A 14,408-nucleotide genomic window follows, 5' to 3' on the forward strand; every position below is an offset into this window, starting at 1 on the left:
GCGCTTCACCGTGGATTTCTGTTCTGTTGGTGCAATTATACTGTACAGTCATACAGTATCAAGTGTTTTGTAGAAATTGTTGCCAGAGCGTTTTTAACGCATATTCGGTTGCCTGCCGACGCACGCTTTCGCGATTGCCGCTAAAGCACTCCCGGCGAGTGATCCCTTCACCTTTTGAGGTGGCAAAACCAAACCAGACGGTACCGACGGGCTTCACGTCACTGCCACCGTCCGGCCCTGCGATGCCGCTGATCGAAATGGCATAATCGGCACGCGCCTCTTTCAGCGCCCCAATAGCCATCTCAATCACCACCGGTTCACTGACCGCACCATGCTGTTCAAGCGTCCCTTCACGCACGCCAATCATCTGTGCCTTAGCTTCGTTACTGTAGGTCACAAAGCCGCGTTCAAACCAGGCGGAACTGCCTGCAATATCCGTAATCACTTTGGCAACCCAGCCGCCAGTACAGGACTCTGCGGTGGTGATAGTCGCACCACGTTGCTTAAGCGCCAGCCCTACCACTTCGCTCAGCTGCATCAATTCATGGTCAGTCATTATCGCTCCTGGCTTCGGAAAAACGTGCTGCACAAGATAGCACTTTCTCGTCCGATATGGGGACGAGCTTCGGGTTTTACGAGGGAGCTTCAGAAAAAAGCCGATGCGGGTGCACCGGCTACAGGAAAGATTATTTCATACTGTCCGCAAGGGTATTCACATTGTGGCGAAACGCGTTGATGTAGGTATCTGCCACACCACCTTTTGCCGACAGCGCTTCCGGGTAAAGCTCCCCGCCCGGCTGCGCGCCCGTCGCACTGGCAATCTGTTTCACCAGACGCGGGTCGAGCTGGTTTTCCATAAACCAGGTTTTCACGCCGTCCATTTTAATCTGGTTAATGATCTCCGCGACCTGCGCCGCGCTGGCCTCACTCTCTGATGACAGCCCTTGCGGTGCCATAAAAGTCACACCGTAGGCGCGGCTAAAATACCCGAACGCATCATGGCTGGTCAGCACTTTACGTTTCTCCTGCGGGATTTGGCTAAAGCGCGTTTTAGCCCAGTTATCCAGTTGGGTGAGCTGTTTGATATAGGGCTTACCGGAGGCTTCCAGCGCCACTTTATCTTCAGGATCGGCGTTCACCAGCCCCGAGAGGATATTTTGCGCATACAGCGCCCCGTTCGCCGCGCTATTCCACGCATGTGGGTCGGTCACGGTTTTGCTATCCTCTTCCAGAGTATGAGTTTTCACTCCTGTGGAGGCCACAACGAGCTGGCCCTTAAAGCCAGAGGCTTTTACTAGCCGGTCGAGCCAGCCCTCCAGCCCCAGACCGTTTACCACCACGACGTCAGCCTTACTCAGCGCTGCGCTGTCTTTCGGCGACGGTTCGAAAGTATGCGGGTCACCGTCCGGCCCGACCAGCGTCGTCACCTTCACGTGATCGCCCCCCACCTGCCGGGTGATATCCCCCAGTATGGAAAAGCTGGTCACCACGTTGAGCGTTTTCGCCATCACACTGTGTGACATCATCCCCAGCGCGAGCGCCACTGCTAACCCTGTACGTTTCATCGTTTCCCCTTGCGTTAAAAAAGCGCACGCAGGCTGCCTGCCAGCCTGCTGCGCGTGCCAAATAAAATGGAAATAAAGAACAGCGCGCTGGCCGTCAGGACGATGGACGGCCCGGCGGGTAGACTCATCGCCCAGGAGAGGCTCAGCCCCAGCCACGCGCAGAAAATGCCGCTAATACCTGCCATCAGCAGCAATCCTGGTAGGGTGCGTACCCAGCAGCGGGCCGCCACTGCGGGTAACATCATCAGCCCCACGGCCATCAGCGTGCCAAGTACCTGAAAACCGGCTACCAGGTTGAGCACCAGCAATGCCAGAAACAGGCCGTGTAATAAGCCGGGCACCCCGCGAGCGTTCACCTGCAGCCAGGCGGTATCAAACGCTTCGGTCACCAGCCCACGATAGAAAATAGCCAGCATCATCAGTGTGAAGATGCAAACGCCGGTCACAAACAGCGCGGCATCGTTGTCCACGGCGAGAATAGAGCCAAACAGCAGATGCAGCAGATCGACGTTCGAACCGTGCAACGACACCAGCGTGACGCCCAACGCCAGCGATCCCAGATAGAACCCCGCAAAGCTGGCATCCTCTTTAAGCGGCGTACGGCGGCTCACCAGCCCGGCCACCAGCGCAACGGTAATTCCGGCGATAAAGCCACCAATACTCATCGCCAGCAGCGACATTCCGCTCAGCAAATATCCCACGGCGACACCGGGCAAAATGGCGTGAGAGAGTGCATCGCCCATCAGGCTCATCCGGCGCAACTGAAGAAATACACCCAACGCGGTAGTGCTGACCGAGAGCGCCAGGCAGACCACCAGCGCACGACGCATAAAGCCGTAGTCGATAAACGGCTGAAAAAAGAGATGCCAGATCATGCCACCCTCACCCGTTCGGTTTTCCAGAGGGGGGTATCAACATCCAGCCGCAATGTCTGCGGGAAGTGGCGCGACACGCGTTCGCTGTCATGCAACACGGCGAGCAGGGTCTGCCCCTGCTGATACATCTCCAGCATCAGCGCCATCAGCACATTGCAGGTGACTTCATCAACGCCGGTAAACGGTTCATCGAGCATCACCAGCGGAGCCTGCTGCACGAGCACGCGCGCAAACAGCATGCGCTGAAACTGGCCGCCGGACAGTTCATCAATAGTTGATAACGCCATCGACTCCAGCCCCACGCGCTCAAGGGCTTCGGTAATACGCAGCCGCGTGTCGCGACGAAAACCAGAAAAAAGCGAAATCCCCGGCCAACAGCCCATACTCACCACGTCCTGCACGGTCAGTGGAAATTGCGCCTCCAGCGCGTGGCGCTGCGCCAGCCAGCCAATCACCGGGCGTTTACCCTGCCAGCGAAAATCGCCGCTTACAGGGGGAATAAACCCGGCGAGCGTTTTCAGTAATGTGGATTTCCCGCATCCGTTAGCACCGATAATCGCGGTCATGCTTCCGCGTTCAATGACACCCGACAGAGGACGCGTAACAGGCTGGCGGTCATACCCCGCCATCAGTTCGTTCATTACGATCATGGCAAAGCCACCGCCCAGCTCACGGCCAGCCCGATAAACACAATAAGCACCAGTGCCAACAGAAGCCGGACTGACGCGGATAAAGAGAAAAGGGACGTTGACATCTCGACACCACATTAAATGTTATAACATAACGATAATGAAAGAAAACGAAGATGTAAACGAAGAGGATTGAACAGGAGTGTGGCGAAATGTTTCTGTGGTATTTCCCCCTCCCGTGGGAGAGGGTGAGAGCATCAGTCTGCGCTGTGTCTGCATTATTGCCGGGTGGCGGCGTTGCCTTACCCGGCATACTCAACCGGACTGATTATTGACTAAACGGTGATGCCGCGGGTGCACGCGCCTGCGAAACTGCCAGCCCCAGTTGCCACACCGCCATTGCATAGTGCGTGCTGTGGTTATAGCGGGTGATAGTGTAGAAGTTTGGCAGCCCGTACCAGTACTGATAGCCCGTCCCCACATCCAGACGCAACAGGCTCGCCTGTTGTGCATTACCCAGAGGCTGCGTTGGCGTCAGACCTGCCGCTGTCAGCTGCGAAATGCTGTAGTTAGTTTTAAAACCGTTTTCCAGCCCCGGAGCCTGGCCGTTAGCCTGCACTGCCACCTGGCCGTCCGCGACCCAACCGTGTGATTTGAAGTAGTTCGCCACACTACCAATGGCATCCACCGGATCCCACAGGTTGATATGACCATCACCGTTAAAGTCGACGGCAAATTGCTTATAGGATGACGGCATAAACTGACCGTAGCCCATCGCACCGGCAAACGACCCTTTCAGATCCAGCGGATCGTCCTGTTCGTTGCGCGCCATCAGCAGGAAGGTTTCCAGCTCGGACGAGAAATACTCGGCGCGACGCGGGTAGTTAAAGGAGAGTGTTGCCAGCGCATCGAGAATGCGGGTTTTCCCCATCACGCGGCCCCAGCGGGTTTCCACGCCGATGATCCCGACGATGATTTCAGGCGGTACGCCGTAAACCTGCCATGCACGGTTAAGGGCATCTTCATACTGATTCCAGAACACCACGCCATTTTGCACGTTGTCCGGGGTAATAAACTGTTTGCGATAGCGCAGCCACGCACCGTTTGGCCCAGTCGGCGCTTGCGCCGTCGGTGCCTGTCTGTCCATCAGGCGCAGAACGTAGTCCAGACGTTTTGCCTGAGACAAAATTTCATGCAGTTGCTGCCTGTCAAAGCCGTGTTTGCTCACCATGTTATCGATGAACTGCTCGGCCGCCGGGTTATTCGCGAAGTCACCGCCCATCTGCATCATATTATGCTGCGGCTCCAGCAAGAATCCCCCGGAAGGCGTGCCAGCCGTAGGCTGAGCAGCTTCGGTTTTAGGTTTGCTACTACAGGCAGACAGAAGAATAAGCGCAGGTAACAACGCTGCATAACGACGCTTGAACATGGGACATCCATTTAACGAGTTCGATAAGAGCCCAGTATGGTAAAGCATCCCCGACACCTCAAGGAAGCGGTACTCATCTCCCCTGCCAAATCTTTACGCTCCCCAACGCAAATCTGTGTTTTTTTCAACCAAAAACAATTCATCACACTAATTAACTTTCAAAATAATCCATTTTTCTTTCATTGTGAGATCTAACTAACACTTTAAAACCTTTCAAAGTGATTATTATTAGTCGCGGTTATACAAAAACAAAAAGCCCCCACAGGAGAGAAGAATGATAGAAACCATCACCCACGGTGCCGAGTGGTTCATCGGGCTGTTTCAGAAAGGCGGAGAGGTGTTCACCAGTATGGTGACCGGGATCCTGCCTCTGCTGATCAGCTTGCTGGTTATCATGAACGCACTTATTAACTTTATCGGCCAGCAACGCATTGAACGCTTCGCCCAGCGCTGCGCCGGGAACCCACTGTCCCGTTATCTGGTTCTACCCTGCATCGGTACGTTCGTTTTCTGCAACCCGATGACCTTAAGTCTCGGTCGCTTTATGCCAGAAAAATACAAGCCGAGTTACTACGCCGCTGCATCCTACAGCTGCCACTCGATGAACGGCCTGTTCCCGCATATCAACCCCGGCGAGCTGTTTGTCTACCTCGGTATTGCCAGCGGTCTGACCACGCTTGGCTTACCACTTGGCCCGCTGGCGGTGAGCTATCTGCTGGTCGGTCTGGTCACCAACTTCTTCCGCGGCTGGGTTACCGACCTCACGACCGCCATTTTCGAGAAAAAAATGGGCATCCAGCTTGAACAAAAAGTCCATCTTTCAGGAGCCACAGCATGAGCCGTATTCGCATTGTTAAAGGAACGGGCGGCTGGGGCGGCCCGCTGGAACTCGACGCCACTGAAGACAAAAAAATTGTCTACATCACTGCAGGCACGCGCCCGGCAATTGTCGACAAACTGCGTGAGTTAACTGGCTGGGAAGCCGTCGACGGTTTTAAAGAGGGTGAACCACCAGAATCTGAAATCGGCGTTGCGGTCATTGACTGCGGCGGCACCCTGCGCTGCGGCATTTATCCAAAGCGTCGCATCCCGACCATCAATATTCACGCCACCGGTAAATCTGGCCCACTGGCGCAGTACATCCTTGAAGATATTTATGTTTCAGGCGTGAAAGAAGACAACATCCGTCTGGCAGAAGGGTCCCCTGCTTCACAGAAAAAGGAAGCCAAAGCCGCGCCGCGTGATTACGACACCAGCAAAAAAATCACCGAGCAGAGCGACGGCCTGCTGGCGAAAGTTGGGATGGGCATGGGTTCGGCGGTGGCGGTGCTGTTCCAGTCCGGGCGCGACACCATCGACACGGTGCTGAAAACCATTCTGCCGTTTATGGCATTCGTCTCGGCGCTTATCGGCATCATTATGGCATCCGGTCTGGGCGACTGGATTGCCCACGGCCTCGCCCCGCTTGCCAGCCATCCGCTCGGGCTGGTGACGCTGGCACTGATTTGCTCTTTCCCGCTGCTGTCACCGTTCCTCGGCCCGGGCGCGGTGATTGCGCAGGTCATCGGCGTGCTGATTGGTGTGCAAATCGGTCTGGGAAATATTCCTCCACACCTGGCTCTGCCTGCCTTGTTTGCCATTAACGCTCAGGCAGCGTGCGACTTCATTCCCGTTGGGCTATCGCTTGCCGAAGCGCGCCAGGACACCGTGCGCGTTGGCGTACCGTCAGTGCTGGTAAGCCGCTTCCTGACAGGTGCACCAACCGTACTGATTGCCTGGTTTGTCTCCGGCTTTATTTATCAATAAGAGGTTCCTGCGATGACCGTGATTTACCAAACCACCATTACCCGCATCGGACAGAGCGCAGCCGATGCGCTCAGTGACCAGATGCTGATCACCTTCCGCGAAGGTGCGCCAGCGGATATTGAAGAGTTTTGTTTTATCCATTGCCACGGCGAGCTGAACGGTGAGCTGAAGGCCGGTAGTCAGCTGGAGCTGGGTGAAACGCGTTATGCCGTCACCGCCGTGGGTGACGTGGCTGAGCAAAACCTGCGTGAACTGGGCCACATCACCCTGCGTTTTGATGGCCAGTCACAGGCGGAATACCCCGGTACGGTTCACGTGGATGGCCCGGTTCCACAGGCCGTAACCCCAGGCTGCACGTTAAAATTTGTTGCGTAATTTAAGGAGAAAGATATGAGTCAGGTTGCCGTTGTCATTGGTGGGGGACAAACCTTAGGAGAGTTCATCTGCCGTGGGCTTGCCGCAGAGGGTTACCGCGTAGCGGTAGTGGATATTCAGAGTGAAAAAGCCGCGCGCGTGGCGGACACCATCAACACCGAGTTTGGCGAAGGGATGGCGTACGGGTTTGGAGCCGATGCCACCAGCGAACAGAGCGTGATGGCGCTCGCTCGCGGTGTGGATGAGATTTTTGGCCGCACTGACCTGCTGGTCTACAGTGCCGGGATTGCAAAAGCGGCATTTATCAGCGACTTCGCGCTGGGCGATTTCGACCGCTCGCTGCAGGTCAATCTGGTGGGGTATTTCCTCTGTGCCCGCGAGTTTTCACGCCTGATGATCCGCGACGGAATTCAGGGACGCATCATTCAGATCAACTCCAAATCGGGTAAAGTGGGCAGCAAACACAACTCCGGTTACAGCGCGGCCAAATTTGGCGGCGTGGGCCTGACGCAGTCGCTGGCACTGGATCTGGCCGAATACGGCATTACCGTACACTCGCTGATGCTCGGCAACCTGCTGAAGTCACCGATGTTCCAGTCCCTGCTGCCGCAGTATGCCACCAAACTCGGTATCAACGCCGACGAAGTGGAGCAATATTACATCGACAAAGTGCCGTTGAAGCGCGGCTGCGACTATCAGGACGTGCTGAATATGCTGCTGTTTTACGCCAGCCCGAAAGCGTCTTACTGCACCGGGCAGTCGATTAACGTGACCGGTGGGCAGGTCATGTTCTGATCGAGCAGCCTGATGCCCTCACCCTACCCCTCTCCCGCCGGAGAGGGGAAAAAAACAAGGAGCTGATATGGTCACCGCATTAATCACCGTCGCCGCTATCGCCTGGATCTGCCAGATGGCGTTTGGCGGCTGGCAAATCCACCAGTTCAACCGCGCATTCGAGGCGCTGTGCCAGAAAGGTCGCGTGGGCGTCGGGCGTTCCGGCGGACGCTTCAAACCTCGTGTGGTGATTGCGATTGCGCTGGATGAAGACGACAACGTCTGCGATTCACTCATCATGCGTGGCATGACGGTGTTCGCCAGACCGGCGAAAATCCAGGCAATCAATGGCACATCATTGCAGGAATTGCAGCCTGATGTGATCTTTCCCCATGATCCACTCTGTCAGAATGCACTATCATTAGCGCTTAATCTGAAACATGGATAATTTCGTTGTGAACGCTATAAGCTTGCGAAATTATCATTTCGCAACGTAAGGAATTGAGCGCCTATGAAACCACGTCAGCGGCAGGCGGCCATTCTGGAGCATCTGCAAAAGCAGGGAAAATGCTCGGTAGAAGAACTGGCCCACTACTTTGACACGACCGGCACGACAATACGCAAGGACCTGGTATTGCTCGAAAACTCTGGCGCAGTCATTCGAACCTACGGTGGAGTGGTGCTCAACAAAGACGAAACCGACCCGCCTATCGACCACAAAACGCTGATCAATACGCACCAGAAAGCGCTGATTGCCGAAGCCGCCGTGAAATTTATCCACGATGGCGACTCTATCATCCTTGATGCGGGCAGCACGGTGTTACAGATGATCCCGATGCTCAGCCGCTTTAACAACATCACGGTGATGACCAACAGCCTGCATATCGTCAACGCCCTGTCGGAAAACGACTGCGAGCAAACCATTCTGATGCCTGGCGGTACCTTCCGTAAAAAATCAGCCTCGTTTCACGGTCAACTGGCAGAGAACGCCTTCGACCACTTCAGCTTTGATAAACTCTTTATGGGCACCGACGGCATCGACCTGAATGCGGGCGTGACCACCTTCAACGAGGTGTTCAGCGTCAGCAAGGCCATGTGCAACGTGGCACGGGAAGTGATTCTGATGGCAGATTCTTCGAAGTTTGGCCGTAAAAGCCCCAATATTGTCTGTAGCCTTGAGAGCGTCGATAAGCTGATTACCGATGCAGGTATCGATCCGGCGTTTAAAAAAGCGCTGGAAGAAAAAGGAATCGATGTGATCGTAACCGGAGAAAGAGATGAGTGATTTTCTGTTAAACGCAGGTCGCCAGACGCTGATGCTGGAGCTGCAGGAAGCCAGCCGCCTGCCGGAACGTCTTGGGGAGGATTTTGTTCGCGCAGCAAACACCATCATCCAGTGTGAAGGCAAAGTGATTGTGGCGGGTATCGGTAAATCGGGCCATATCGGTAAGAAAATTGCCGCTACGCTTGCCAGCACCGGTACCCCAGCCTTCTTCGTTCATCCTGCCGAGGCGCTGCATGGCGATCTGGGGATGATTGAAAGCCGTGACGTGATGCTGTTTATCTCCTACTCCGGTTCGGCCAAAGAGCTGGATCTCATCATTCCACGTCTGCAGGAAAAATCCGTCGCCCTGCTGGCGATGACGGGTAAAGCCCGTTCACCGCTGGCACTGGCAGCCAAAGCGGTGCTAGATATTTCCGTTGAGCGTGAAGCATGCCCGATGCACCTCGCCCCAACCTCCAGCACCGTCAATACCCTGATGATGGGCGATGCGTTGGCGATGGCGGTGATGCAGGCGCGCGGTTTCAATGAAGAAGATTTTGCCCGCTCACACCCTGCGGGCGCGCTTGGCGCACGCCTGCTCAATAAAGTGCATCACCTGATGCGTACCGACGATGCTATTCCGCAAGTCAAACTCAACACCAGCGTGATGGATGCGATGCTGGAGCTGAGCCGCACCGGGTTAGGGCTGGTCGCGGTGTGTAATGAGCACGGTCAGGTCAACGGTGTGTTTACCGACGGCGACCTGCGCCGCTGGCTGGTGGGTGGCGGCAAGCTGGAATCGCAGGTTTCTGAAGCGATGACCAAAGGCGGGCTGACGCTGAATGCCGAAAGCCGCGCAATCGAGGCCAAAGAGGTACTGATGAAGCGCAAAATCACCGCCGCCCCGGTAGTGGATGAGAGCGGCAAGCTGTGCGGTGCCATCAACCTGCAGGACTTCTACCAGGCCGGAATTATTTAACCCTTCAGCCCCAGACGCTTCGCCAGCCGGTGCAGGTTGGCGACGTCGGTTTCCAGCGCCCGCGCGCATGCCGCCCAGCTGCGGTTGTTCTGCTCCAGCGCGCGAGTGATCATCTGACGCTGAAACTCCTCTGTCGCGTCGCGCAGGTTTTCATTGGCAATCTCTGGCGCAGCCTGAGTGACGGCCTGAACGCTTTCATCATGCAGCGCAAAATGACGCGCGTGGATCACCACTTCATCGCCTGAACGTGTCGCCCGCGCCAGCACCACCGCGCGGTGGATCGCATGTTCCAGCTCGCGCACGTTACCCGGCCAGCCGTAGCTCAGCAGATGACTGCGCGCACCCGGGCTTAGCACGACCCGGGAAAGCCCCATTTTGAGCCGACACTGCTCGCAGAAATAGCCCGCCAGCAACACCACATCTTCACCACGCTCGCGCAGCGGCGGCACGAAAAGCGGGAACACACTCAGGCGATGGAACAAATCAGCACGAAAATTCCCGGCCAGCACCTCTTCGCGCAGATCCCGGTTAGTCGCCGCCAGCACGCGCACGTCCACCCGTAAGCTGCGGTCATCGCCCACGCGCTGAATATCGCCGTACTGCAACACGCGCAGCAATTTAGCCTGTAACGACAACGACAATTCGCCAATTTCATCGAGGAACAGTGTGCCGTTATCCGCCATTTCAAACTTGCCGCTGCGGTTGCTGATAGCCCCGGTAAATGCCCCTTTAACGTGACCAAACAGCTCGCTCTCCGCCACGCTCTCCGGCAGTGCGGCACAGTTAAGGTACACCAGCGGATTCACCGCACGCGGTGACGCTTCGTGAATCGACTTTGCCACCAGCTCTTTACCAGTGCCGGTTTCCCCGAAGATCAGTACGTTCAAATCGGAGGCGGCCACGATGTCGACCTCTTTTTTGAGCTGGACCATGCCCGGCGACAGGCCAATCATCTCCGTGTGAGCCACCTGCTCAAATGCCGACGGGCTACCAGGAAGAATGTTCTGGCTCTCCAGTTGTTCAATCAGCAGGGCATTATTCAGCGCCCCGGAGGCCAGCGCGGCAATCAGCCGCAGCTCTTCGTCGCTGAAAGTATCAAACTGGTCTGGCGACATCCCGTCGAGGGTCAGCGCGCCAATCAGATTTTGTCCGGCAAACAATGGCAGGCCGATGCAGGCGTGTACCTTCAGGCTCTCCTGCCCGGGGATCAGACCGTCGTAAGGATCGGGTAAATCACTGTCTGCCGGGAAGCGCACCACATCACCCGCACGGGCGATGGTTTCCAGACGCGGATGGCCTTCCAGGGTAAAGCGCCGTCCGAGTACGTCCTGCGCCAGCCCGTCGATGGCCAACGGAATAAATTGCCGCCCTTCGTAGCGGAGTAGTGCCGAAGCGTCACATGCCAGCACGTGACGCAGTGTGGAGATCAGCCGCTGAAAGCGATCCTGATGCCCAATACCGGTTTGCAGTTCAATGGCGATTTTCGCCAGCACGTCTACGGAAAAACTCATCTGCGCCTCACTGTCATTTTGACAACTCATATTGTCATATTGACAGCTTCAGTGATAGTCATAATGACTACCCATTACGGATAACAAAATAAAAAACACATAAAAATCAATGCAATAAAAAGTTGGCACGCAACTTGATATAAGCAAAACATCTTATTTAAAAATGCCGTATTAATTGAGGTTGCTATGTCTATTCTGGTTAAAAATAACATTCATTGGGTTGGCCAACGTGACTGGGAAGTACGTGATTTCCACGGAACGGAGTACAAAACGCTGCGCGGCAGCAGCTATAACAGCTATCTCATCCGTGAAGGGAAAAACGTGCTGATTGATACCGTCGATCACAAATTCAGCCGCGAGTTCGTGCAGAACCTGCGTAACGAAATCGACCTGGACGCACTCGACTACATCATCATCAACCACGCGGAAGAAGACCACGCCGGTGCGCTGACCGAGCTGATGTCTTACATTCCGAATACCCCTATTTATTGCACCGCCAACGCTATCGACTCCATTAACGGCCACCACCACCATCCGGAGTGGAATTTCCATACCGTAAAAACCGGCGACTCACTGGATATCGGTAACGGCAAACAGTTGATCTTCGTTGAAACCCCCATGCTGCACTGGCCTGACAGCATGATGACCTACATGACCGGCGACGCGGTGCTGTTCAGTAACGACGCCTTCGGCCAGCACTACTGCGACGAACGTCTGTTCAATGACGAAGTGGATCAGACCGAACTGTTTGAGCAGTGCCAGCGCTACTACGCCAACATCCTGACCCCGTTCAGCCGTCTGGTCACGCCAAAAATCACCGAGATCCTCGGCTTCAACCTGCCGGTAGATATGATTGCCACCTCACACGGCGTGGTGTGGCGTGAAAACCCAACCCAGATTGTGGAGCTGTACCTGAAATGGGCAGCAGATTATCAGGAAGACCGCATCACACTCTTCTACGACACCATGTCCAACAACACCCGCATGATGGCGGACGCCATTGCCCAGGGTATCAACGAAGTTGATCCGAATGTGGCGGTAAAAATCTTTAACGTGGCGCGCAGCGATAAAAACGAGATCCTGACCAACGTCTTCCGCTCTAAAGGCGTGCTGGTAGGCACCTCCACCATGAACAACGTGATGATGCCGAAAATTGCCGGCCTGGTGGAAGAGATGACCGGCCTGCGTTTTCGTAACAAACGCGCCAGCGCCTTTGGCTCACACGGCTGGAGCGGCGGTGCGGTAGACCGTCTGTCTACCCGCCTGCAGGATGCCGGTTTTGAGATGTCCATGAGCCTGAAGGCAAAATGGCGTCCGGATATCGACGCACTGGAACTCTGCCGCCAGCATGGCCGTGACATTGCACGTCAGTGGGCGCTCGCTCCATTACCAGACGTGGCGGTAAAAACCAGCGCACAACAGGAAGCCTGCGCCTGTGCTGCGGCCGCCGCCGCTAACCTCGGCCCGCGCATGCAGTGCAGCGTCTGCCAGTGGATCTACGACCCGGAACTGGGCGAGCCGCTGCAGGATGTTGCCCCAGGAACGCCGTGGAGCGATGTGCCGGACAACTTCCTTTGCCCGGAATGTTCGCTCGGTAAAGACGTCTTTGATGAGCTGGGTACGGAGGCAAAATGAGCAACGGTATCGTCATCATCGGCTCGGGCTTTGCTGCCCGCCAGTTGGTGAAAAATATCCGCAAACAGGATGCTAATGTGCCGCTGACGGTGATCGCCGCCGACAGCATGGATGAGTACAACAAACCTGATTTAAGCCACGTCATTAGCCAGAACCAACGTGCCGACGATCTCACCCGCCAGAGCGCGGGAGAGTTCGCGGAGCAATTTAACCTGAACCTGTTTCCGTACACCTGGGTTACCGATATCGACGCTGCCGCCCATGTGGTGAAAGCGAAAGAGAAAACCTGGCAGTACGACAAGCTGGTTCTGGCTACGGGGGCATCAGCGTTTGTGCCACCGGTTGAAGGGCGTGAGCTGATGATTACGCTCAACAGCCAACAGGAGTATCAGGCCAGTGAAACGTGGCTTTGTGACGCGCAACGGGTGATGATTGTCGGCGGCGGCCTGATTGGCACCGAGCTGGCGATGGATTTCTGTCGTGCGGGTAAATCCGTCACTCTGCTCGACCACGCTGCCAGCATTCTGTCAGCGCTAATGCCCGCAGAAGTAAGCAGTCGCTTACAGCATCGTCTGACCGATATGGGTGTACATCTGCTGCTGAAATCTCAGCTGCAAAGTCTGGCTAAAACAGATAACGGTATTCGCGTCACGCTCGACCGTAATCGCCATGTTGAGGTGGATGTAGTGGTTGCGGCCACGGGTCTGCGCCCGGAAATCGGTCTGGCGCAACGTGCCGGAGCCGGGACGAACCGTGGCGTGAAGGTGGACAGCTACCTGCAAACCACGCAGCCGGATATTTACGCGCTGGGTGACTGCGCCGAAATCAACGGCCAGGTACTGCCGTTCCTGCAGCCGATTCAATTAAGTGCGATGTATCTGGCGAAAAATCTGCTTGGCGCTTCTGCACCACTGAAATTACCCGCCATGCTGGTGAAGGTGAAAACACCGGAGTTACCGCTGCATCTCGCAGGCGAAACGCAGCGCCAGGATCTGAACTGGCACATCGCTATTGAACCCCAGGGCATGGTGGCCCGGGGATCCGATCATGACGGTCAGGTGCGCGCTTTTGTGGTTAGTGAAGACCGGATGAAGGAGGCTTTCGCACTACTGAAATCATTGCCCGCTTAACCCTCTTACCACGCTTACTTAACCTTAGGATTTTCTTATCCGTAGCCCCGACGTCCCGGGGCTTTTTTTTGCGTATTTTATTCAACAAAAGAATACAAATCAGATAAATCATCGTCATTAATCCCTTATTCATTACATCCATGAATATTTAAATGCGGAACACATGAAAAACATCAACCTGTTTTATTCCATGATCCCGGCTTACTCTGACAGTGAATTAATCAGCCGGAGACATCCCATGGCCACTTTTAGCAAAGAGCTTAACTATCTTTCTGCCTATTTTAAACAGACAAAGAAAGCAGAACATATTTTATTTCGCTGGCTGTATCTCAGCCCGGAAGCCCGTATTGAGCGTCTGCGTGAATTGATGATGCCGATGAGCAATGTTAAGCGGTAACCACCTGGTGACCCTACGCTGACGCGGGTCTGTGGATTT

16 protein-coding genes are annotated in these 14,408 nt (G+C 55.4%); 10 read left to right on the plus strand and 6 right to left on the minus strand.

All coding sequences use genetic code 11. The features are described from left to right. Nucleotides 1-58: 58 nt before the first annotated feature. From pncC to mltB, 5 genes are all read right to left on the minus strand, one after another. Nucleotides 59-556 (minus strand): nicotinamide-nucleotide amidase, encoded by a 498-nt coding sequence (gene pncC / locus HV318_RS08560; protein ID WP_182272414.1) that lies wholly within the window; start codon nucleotides 554-556, stop codon nucleotides 59-61. A 130-nt stretch (nucleotides 557-686) separates the two neighbouring features. Beyond that, nucleotides 687-1,565, minus strand: a complete 879-nt coding sequence (locus HV318_RS08565; protein WP_182272415.1) for a metal ABC transporter substrate-binding protein — start codon at nucleotides 1,563-1,565, stop codon at nucleotides 687-689. Between the two features lie 14 nt (nucleotides 1,566-1,579). After that, entirely contained in the window at nucleotides 1,580-2,440 is an 861-nt protein-coding gene (locus HV318_RS08570; RefSeq protein WP_182272416.1) for a metal ABC transporter permease, read from the minus strand. Then, nucleotides 2,437-3,090 (minus strand): metal ABC transporter ATP-binding protein, encoded by a 654-nt coding sequence (locus tag HV318_RS08575; protein WP_182272417.1) that lies wholly within the window; start codon nucleotides 3,088-3,090, stop codon nucleotides 2,437-2,439. The genes HV318_RS08570 and HV318_RS08575 overlap by 4 nt, the downstream gene beginning before the upstream one ends. A 307-nt stretch (nucleotides 3,091-3,397) precedes the next feature. Beyond that, nucleotides 3,398-4,498: a lytic murein transglycosylase B gene (mltB, locus tag HV318_RS08580; RefSeq protein WP_182272418.1), complete on the minus strand. Its 1,101-nt coding sequence runs from the start codon at nucleotides 4,496-4,498 to the stop codon at nucleotides 3,398-3,400. Nucleotides 4,499-4,772: 274 nt separating this feature from the next. On the opposite strand from mltB, the gene srlA reads away from it, so the two are divergent. From srlA to gutQ, 7 genes are all read left to right on the plus strand, one after another. Then, nucleotides 4,773-5,336, plus strand: coding sequence for a PTS glucitol/sorbitol transporter subunit IIC (gene srlA, locus HV318_RS08585; RefSeq protein WP_182272419.1), 564 nt, complete (start codon nucleotides 4,773-4,775; stop codon nucleotides 5,334-5,336). Next, entirely contained in the window at nucleotides 5,333-6,304 is a 972-nt protein-coding gene (srlE, locus tag HV318_RS08590; protein ID WP_182272420.1) for a PTS glucitol/sorbitol transporter subunit IIB, read from the plus strand. The genes srlA and srlE overlap by 4 nt, the downstream gene beginning before the upstream one ends. Before the next feature lie 12 nt (nucleotides 6,305-6,316). Next, nucleotides 6,317-6,679 carry a PTS glucitol/sorbitol transporter subunit IIA gene (gene srlB, locus HV318_RS08595; RefSeq protein WP_182272421.1) on the plus strand — a complete coding sequence of 121 codons (363 nt, stop codon included), beginning with the start codon at nucleotides 6,317-6,319 and terminating at the stop codon, nucleotides 6,677-6,679. A 15-nt stretch (nucleotides 6,680-6,694) separates the two neighbouring features. Next, on the plus strand, nucleotides 6,695-7,474 hold the full coding sequence (srlD, locus tag HV318_RS08600) for a sorbitol-6-phosphate dehydrogenase (RefSeq protein ID WP_182272422.1): 780 nt from the start codon (nucleotides 6,695-6,697) through the stop codon (nucleotides 7,472-7,474). A 67-nt stretch (nucleotides 7,475-7,541) separates the two neighbouring features. Next, nucleotides 7,542-7,901, plus strand: a complete 360-nt coding sequence (gene gutM, locus HV318_RS08605) for a transcriptional regulator GutM (RefSeq protein WP_182272423.1) — start codon at nucleotides 7,542-7,544, stop codon at nucleotides 7,899-7,901. Nucleotides 7,902-7,964: 63 nt separating this feature from the next. After that, nucleotides 7,965-8,738: a glucitol operon DNA-binding transcriptional repressor SrlR gene (gene srlR / locus HV318_RS08610; protein WP_182272424.1), complete on the plus strand. Its 774-nt coding sequence runs from the start codon at nucleotides 7,965-7,967 to the stop codon at nucleotides 8,736-8,738. After that, nucleotides 8,731-9,696, plus strand: coding sequence for an arabinose-5-phosphate isomerase GutQ (gene gutQ, locus HV318_RS08615; RefSeq protein ID WP_182272425.1), 966 nt, complete (start codon nucleotides 8,731-8,733; stop codon nucleotides 9,694-9,696). Before srlR ends, gutQ begins: the two co-directional genes overlap by 8 nt. Here gutQ and norR read toward each other — a convergent pair. Continuing rightward, complete coding sequence (gene norR / locus HV318_RS08620) at nucleotides 9,693-11,207, minus strand: nitric oxide reductase transcriptional regulator NorR (RefSeq protein ID WP_182272426.1); 1,515 nt, start codon at nucleotides 11,205-11,207, stop codon at nucleotides 9,693-9,695. The two genes, gutQ and norR, sit on opposite strands and share 4 nt — an antisense overlap. A gap of 186 nt (nucleotides 11,208-11,393) precedes the next feature. Here norR and norV point away from each other — a divergent pair, with 186 nt between their 5' ends. From norV to HV318_RS08635, 3 genes are all read left to right on the plus strand, one after another. Continuing rightward, a complete protein-coding gene (gene norV / locus HV318_RS08625) occupies nucleotides 11,394-12,842 on the plus strand; it encodes an anaerobic nitric oxide reductase flavorubredoxin (protein WP_182272427.1) in 1,449 nt (482 codons plus the stop codon). After that, the gene (gene norW, locus HV318_RS08630) at nucleotides 12,839-13,972 is read left to right on the plus strand and encodes an NADH:flavorubredoxin reductase NorW (RefSeq protein WP_182272428.1); all 1,134 of its coding nucleotides are present in this window, start codon (nucleotides 12,839-12,841) and stop codon (nucleotides 13,970-13,972) included. The genes norV and norW overlap by 4 nt, the downstream gene beginning before the upstream one ends. 163 nt (nucleotides 13,973-14,135) lie before the next feature. Beyond that, nucleotides 14,136-14,369 carry a hypothetical protein gene (locus tag HV318_RS08635; protein ID WP_182274657.1) on the plus strand — a complete coding sequence of 78 codons (234 nt, stop codon included), beginning with the start codon at nucleotides 14,136-14,138 and terminating at the stop codon, nucleotides 14,367-14,369. Nucleotides 14,370-14,408 lie beyond the last annotated feature (39 nt).

Origin of the sequence: Enterobacter sp. RHBSTW-00901 (assembly GCF_014103115.1) — a bacterium.
In the GTDB taxonomy this organism is placed as follows: Bacteria; Pseudomonadota; Gammaproteobacteria; order Enterobacterales; family Enterobacteriaceae; genus Enterobacter; species Enterobacter cloacae_P.

Excerpts from the sequence above, each read along its gene's own strand:
- pncC (WP_182272414.1), bottom strand. The coding sequence starts at position 556 with ATGACTGACCATGAATTGATGCAGCTGAGCGAAGTGGTAGGGCTGGCG.
- HV318_RS08565 (WP_182272415.1), bottom strand. The coding sequence starts at position 1,565 with ATGAAACGTACAGGGTTAGCAGTGGCGCTCGCGCTGGGGATGATGTCA.
- HV318_RS08570 (WP_182272416.1), bottom strand. The coding sequence starts at position 2,440 with ATGATCTGGCATCTCTTTTTTCAGCCGTTTATCGACTACGGCTTTATG.
- HV318_RS08575 (WP_182272417.1), bottom strand. The coding sequence starts at position 3,090 with ATGATCGTAATGAACGAACTGATGGCGGGGTATGACCGCCAGCCTGTT.
- mltB (WP_182272418.1), bottom strand. The coding sequence starts at position 4,498 with ATGTTCAAGCGTCGTTATGCAGCGTTGTTACCTGCGCTTATTCTTCTG.
- srlA (WP_182272419.1), top strand. The coding sequence starts at position 4,773 with ATGATAGAAACCATCACCCACGGTGCCGAGTGGTTCATCGGGCTGTTT.
- srlE (WP_182272420.1), top strand. The coding sequence starts at position 5,333 with ATGAGCCGTATTCGCATTGTTAAAGGAACGGGCGGCTGGGGCGGCCCG.
- srlB (WP_182272421.1), top strand. The coding sequence starts at position 6,317 with ATGACCGTGATTTACCAAACCACCATTACCCGCATCGGACAGAGCGCA.
- srlD (WP_182272422.1), top strand. The coding sequence starts at position 6,695 with ATGAGTCAGGTTGCCGTTGTCATTGGTGGGGGACAAACCTTAGGAGAG.
- gutM (WP_182272423.1), top strand. The coding sequence starts at position 7,542 with ATGGTCACCGCATTAATCACCGTCGCCGCTATCGCCTGGATCTGCCAG.
- srlR (WP_182272424.1), top strand. The coding sequence starts at position 7,965 with ATGAAACCACGTCAGCGGCAGGCGGCCATTCTGGAGCATCTGCAAAAG.
- gutQ (WP_182272425.1), top strand. The coding sequence starts at position 8,731 with ATGAGTGATTTTCTGTTAAACGCAGGTCGCCAGACGCTGATGCTGGAG.
- norR (WP_182272426.1), bottom strand. The coding sequence starts at position 11,207 with ATGAGTTTTTCCGTAGACGTGCTGGCGAAAATCGCCATTGAACTGCAA.
- norV (WP_182272427.1), top strand. The coding sequence starts at position 11,394 with ATGTCTATTCTGGTTAAAAATAACATTCATTGGGTTGGCCAACGTGAC.
- norW (WP_182272428.1), top strand. The coding sequence starts at position 12,839 with ATGAGCAACGGTATCGTCATCATCGGCTCGGGCTTTGCTGCCCGCCAG.
- HV318_RS08635 (WP_182274657.1), top strand. The coding sequence starts at position 14,136 with ATGAAAAACATCAACCTGTTTTATTCCATGATCCCGGCTTACTCTGAC.